The organism is Pseudomonas psychrophila HA-4 (assembly GCF_000282975.1).
Classification (GTDB): Bacteria; Pseudomonadota; Gammaproteobacteria; order Pseudomonadales; family Pseudomonadaceae; genus Aquipseudomonas; species Aquipseudomonas psychrophila_A.
Genome location: NZ_ALJC01000023.1, coordinates 1 through 438, shown reverse-complemented (window position 1 = coordinate 438; position 438 = coordinate 1). Strand labels below are relative to the sequence as shown.

Below are 438 nucleotides of genomic sequence, written 5' to 3'. Positions count from 1 at the left end.
TGACCTTGTAGTAATCAAACAAACTCTGGCCTTCGCTCATAGCCTGGCGCAGTTCAGCACTTTGTTGCAGCAATTCGGCGCTGGGTTTGGCGTGCTGTTCAGCGGGTAAGGGGTTTGACCATTCGCGGATAGAATCAGGGAAGGCGGCTTTAGGTCGGGTATAAATCCATTCCGAAAACCGGCACGGTAAGGTCCAGCCGCTGCAAAACTGAATGGTTAAAAAACCAAACGCATACACCGGCCACGAATGCATTTCCCGGTAAACTCCGCGGCACATATGAAAGTACGCCACGGTGCCTTCTTGAAACTCTTCGTCCATTAATAAAGGTTCCGGTAAAGCCAGCGGCCCTTCTTCCATATATACCCGCAACGCCTCCCACTCGCTGACGGCCAAACTTAAATGGCCGACGTTAAGGGTCAACCACACAACTTCGCCAC

General features: G+C 51.8%; 1 pseudogene. It reads right to left on the bottom strand.

Annotated features, from left to right (window positions below):
• Nucleotides 1-438: pseudogene (locus B347_RS0102780) on the bottom strand (hypothetical protein); the annotation flags it as partial.